This is a genomic window from Streptomyces corynorhini (assembly GCF_003346515.1).
GTDB classification, from domain to species: domain Bacteria; phylum Actinomycetota; class Actinomycetes; order Streptomycetales; family Streptomycetaceae; genus Streptomyces; species Streptomyces corynorhini.
Window position 1 is genome coordinate 1 of sequence record NZ_QQNA01000377.1, and the last position, 3868, is coordinate 3868.

2 protein-coding genes are annotated in these 3868 nt (G+C 71.4%); one reads left to right on the forward strand and one right to left on the reverse strand.

The genetic code is table 11. The annotated features are described in order from the left end of the window. Positions 1-39 precede the first annotated feature (39 nt). The gene (locus tag DVH02_RS32850; RefSeq protein WP_114627499.1) at positions 40-2622 is read right to left on the reverse strand and encodes a D-alanyl-D-alanine carboxypeptidase family protein; all 2583 of its coding nucleotides are present in this window, start codon (positions 2620-2622) and stop codon (positions 40-42) included. Positions 2623-2793: 171 nt separating this feature from the next. Between DVH02_RS32850 and DVH02_RS32855 the strand changes: the two genes are divergently transcribed. Next, on the forward strand, positions 2794-3537 hold the full coding sequence (locus tag DVH02_RS32855) for a GOLPH3/VPS74 family protein (RefSeq protein ID WP_114627500.1): 744 nt from the start codon (positions 2794-2796) through the stop codon (positions 3535-3537). The last annotated feature ends 331 nt before the right edge of the window (positions 3538-3868 follow it).

Genomic DNA, 3868 nt, shown 5'->3' on the forward strand with positions numbered 1-3868 from the left:
GGATGGCCGATGGATGGCCGATGGATGGCCGATGGCCGGTCAGCTGACGCGCGTCAGCTTCGCGCCGAGGCCGGGCTCGGTCAGGTCGTCCTGGAGCGCGACCGGCGCGGTCACCTGTCCCAGTCCGGATCCCACGGTGAGCTTTCCGACGACCGTGCCCGCCTTCGCCTCGTGCGGGATCGTCTTTCCGTCGTCCGCCAGTTTGACGGGGGTCTTCAGCCCCGACCAGCCGACCGCCTTGAGGTCCTTGGTGGCGACGACGGGAACCTGTCCGCCCAGCCCGTCGTCGACGTATCCGACCGTGTCACCCTTCTTGATCACGGTCTTCGACACGAGGACCTCACGCGCCGCGAGCATGACCTTCTTGCTGGCCGCGTTGACGGCGTCGATGATCGAGGGCCCCTGCTGTCCGAGAACAGCGCCCACGACGTACTGTTTCGTGCCGCCGACGTCCTTGGTCGCGGCGAAGAGCAGGTTTCCGCCGGCCTTGGTGGTGGTGCCGGTCTTTATCCCGATCGCGCCGTCGTAGGGCACCAGGGTGTTCCAGTTGGGCCAGGTCTTGCCGGACGGGTCGGTCCACGACGGCATCTGGGTGATCACCATCAGCGCCCGCATCTTGACCAGTTCAAGGCCGAGCTTGACCTGATCGGCCGCGGTGGAGACCGTCGTCGCGTCGAGCCCCGACGGGTCGGTGTACGTGGTGTCGTTCATCCCGAGCTGCTTGGCGGCCTCGTTCATCTTCGCGACGAACTTGTCCTGCGAACCGGAGTCCCAGCGCGCCAGCAGCCGCGCCACGTTGTTGGCCGAGGGAATCATCAGGGCGCTGAGGGCGTCCTTCTGGGAGAGCTTGTCGCCCTCCTTGATCGTGTTGAGCGTCGACTCGTTGCCCGACTCGTCGTAGCCGCCCTCCTTCTCGGCCAGGGCGTCGACCGGGATCTGAGCGCCGTCCTCGTCGACCTTCATGGGATGGTCGCGCATGATGATGTACGCGGTCATCGACTTGGTCACGGAGGCGATCGGCACCGGCTTCTGCTCGCCGAACGCGTCCATGGCCCCCAGCCCGGCCACCGACATGGCGCCCTGCCCGTGATCGGGCCACGGCAGCGAGGGCTTGCCGCCCTCGAAGGCGTACGAGGAGTCGGCGGTGAGCGCGAGTTCCGGTTCCGGCAGCGTCCGCATGGACTGGACGACGACGAAGACGATCGCGAGGAGCAGGACCAGCGGGGTCCAGATCTTGACGCGCCGCACGGCCGTGCGGACCGGGGTCTCGGGGGTGTTCGTCAGCTCGGCCAGCAGGTCGAGCGGCGGCATCGGCGGCATGGGCTGCTGCCGGGTGCGCTCGGCCTCGGGGATCGGGCCCGCCGCCGAGGGCGGTGTCGGTACGGGCGAGACGGGGCCGGACGGGCGGGGCCCGGCGACGCCGGGGTACGGGGCGGCCCGCGTGGCCGCCGCGTCCAGGCCGACCGCGGCGGCGGACGCCGAGCCGGGCTGGTGCTTGCGGAAGTCCGGCTTGCGAGGCTCCGGCTTGTCGTCCCCGCGCAGCGGTACGAAGGTGCTGGTCCGCTCCGCGGGGTCCTCGGTCTCGGCGCCCTCGGCGCCCTTGCCGTTCTCGGTGCTCTTGGTGCTCTTGCCGTTCTCGGTGCCCTTGGCGCTCTTGCCGTTCTGGGGGCTCTTGCCGTCGGCCGCGCCTTCGGCGTCCTCGCCGCCCTTCCCGGCGTTCTGGCCGGTCTTCCCGGCCCGGAGGCTCGACGGGATCTTCAGCGCGGTGGTGGGCTGGTCGACAGCGGGCCGCGGCAGGGCCTTGAAGACCCTCGTGGGCTGATCGGTCCCGCCCGGGTCCGGTTCGCCGCAGTCGGCGTCCTGAGCGCCTTCAGAGCCCTTGGAGGAGCCCTCGGAAGAGCCCTTCCCGGAGGTTCCGGAGACCTTCGGCTCCTTCGTGGCACCGGCCGCTTCGGTGGCCGGCCTCGCCCAGGACGGGCCCGAAGAGGACGACGCGGACGAGGAGGAGGGCGAGGACGAGGGGGACGAGGGGGACGACGGGGCCCCGGCGTCCGAGGCGTCGGACGCGTCAGACGAATCCGCCGCGTCCGATGAATCCGTAGCGTCCGATGAATCCGTCGCGTCCTTCTCCGCTTCGTCCTCGCTCTCGCCGCCCGTCCTGCCGTCGCCCCCGTCGGCGCCCGCGCCCCGCCCCGCGCCCTCGCCGCCGTCCGTAGGGGGCTTTCCAGCCGTTCCGGTCCCGCTCGCGGCGGCTCCCTCGCCGTCCTCGCCGCTCTTCGCGGCCTCCACGGGCTCCGCTATCGGACCGCCCTCGGGCTCCCCGGTGTCCTCCGCGGCCCCCGAGGGTCCTGCGGACTCCGCGGATTCGGCGGATTCAGCCGCCGGCTCCTCCGTACGATTTGCGATCGCGACCTTCGTCGACACCGCGGAACCGGAGTCCGGAAGAGAGCCGGAGCCCGAACCGGATTCGGCCTTCTCGGCCGTTCCGGCCCTCTCCGTCCCCGATTCGCGGAAGACTGAGAGCCGGGGATCGCGTTCTCCCGGGGCCGTCTCCCCCGACGACTTCCGCTGATCCGACTTACCGGGGGACTCGCCCGCCACCGTGTCTCCTTCATGTCTCATCCGACGTACCGCACTGTCCGAAGCATCTATCAGTGTCCTGCTCTGAGACCTCGGCCCACGTGCTAGACGAGAACGACATACATAACGGTTCCCACACAAAGCACCCAGGCACCCTCGACAGACCATTGTGAGAGGGGTCACCCTGTCATTCATCCACGCGGGGAGGCATGGATGGGCAGGAGCCGCAGAACAATTCCGGAGGAGCTTCTGCTGCTCGCTCTGGACCCGGCCACGGGTACCACAGCGCAGCCGCAGTCGCTCGACCTCGGCCTGGCCGGAGCACAGCTAGTAGAGCTGGCTCTGGCAGGACGGATAGCCCCTGATGGGGATCGTATCGCCGTGGTGATGCCACGGCCGACCGGAGATCCGACTCTGGACTCCGCACTGGAACTGCTGCGCAGACGCGGCAGTCCGGTCCGGGCCGTCCATTGGATTGGCGGACCCCGACTGGGGCTGCGCCAGACCTATCTCTCGCATCTGGAGCGGTGCGGCATGGTGCATGCCGTGGCGGGCCAGATGTGCGGAGTGCTGCCGACGACGCGCTATCAGGCGACCGAGACAGCCATCAGCCGGGAAATCAGGTCCCGGCTGGACAACGCGATCCGCACCGGCGTTCCGCCGGACCCGCGGACCGCGGCGCTCGCCGCCCTGGCCCACGCGGTCGGACTCGGCAAGCATCTGTACCCCGGGAACGAGGGGCGCTCCTCGCGCTCCCGGCTCCGGGACCTGATACGGCACGACCCGATGGGCGGCCTCGTGGCACACGCCGTGATGGACGTCCAGAACGGCGCGGGCGCACAGCAACGCCGTAACCCCGCCCAGGGCGCCCCCGGCGCTCCGGGCGGTACCAGGCCGCCGGGAGGCGTGCCGATGCAACCGCAGCGCGGGGGCATGGATCGCGTGCCGGCGCACTGAACGCGCAGGACCGCACCGCTCGCAGGACCCGAACGACCCGCGGGATCCGTACGGCGCCCCGGCGCGCGTACGCCCGCGGTACGGCGTTCCGCCGCACGCGCAGTCCCCAGACCCGTTCCGGGAGCCGCACACGACGCGCGGGGCGGCCGGGCATCCGTCCGGCCGCCCCGCGCGTCGGCGCGTGGGGCGCCCTCGGCGGCTCCGCGCGCCCCGGAGGGGGGCGGGGAGCACCAGCGGGGCCCGGCAGCGCCTGGAGGCGCCTGGGGGCTTCCGGCGGGCAGGCGGGAGGGTGCGGGAGGGCGGCGGCGCCCGGTCCGCGCGCGGACCGGCG

What these genes read in the sequence shown, in the direction of transcription:
- DVH02_RS32850 (WP_114627499.1), bottom strand. Translation starts at nt 2,622, where the DNA reads ATGAGACATGAAGGAGACACGGTGGCGGGCGAGTCCCCCGGTAAGTCG.
- DVH02_RS32855 (WP_114627500.1), top strand. Translation starts at nt 2,794, where the DNA reads ATGGGCAGGAGCCGCAGAACAATTCCGGAGGAGCTTCTGCTGCTCGCT.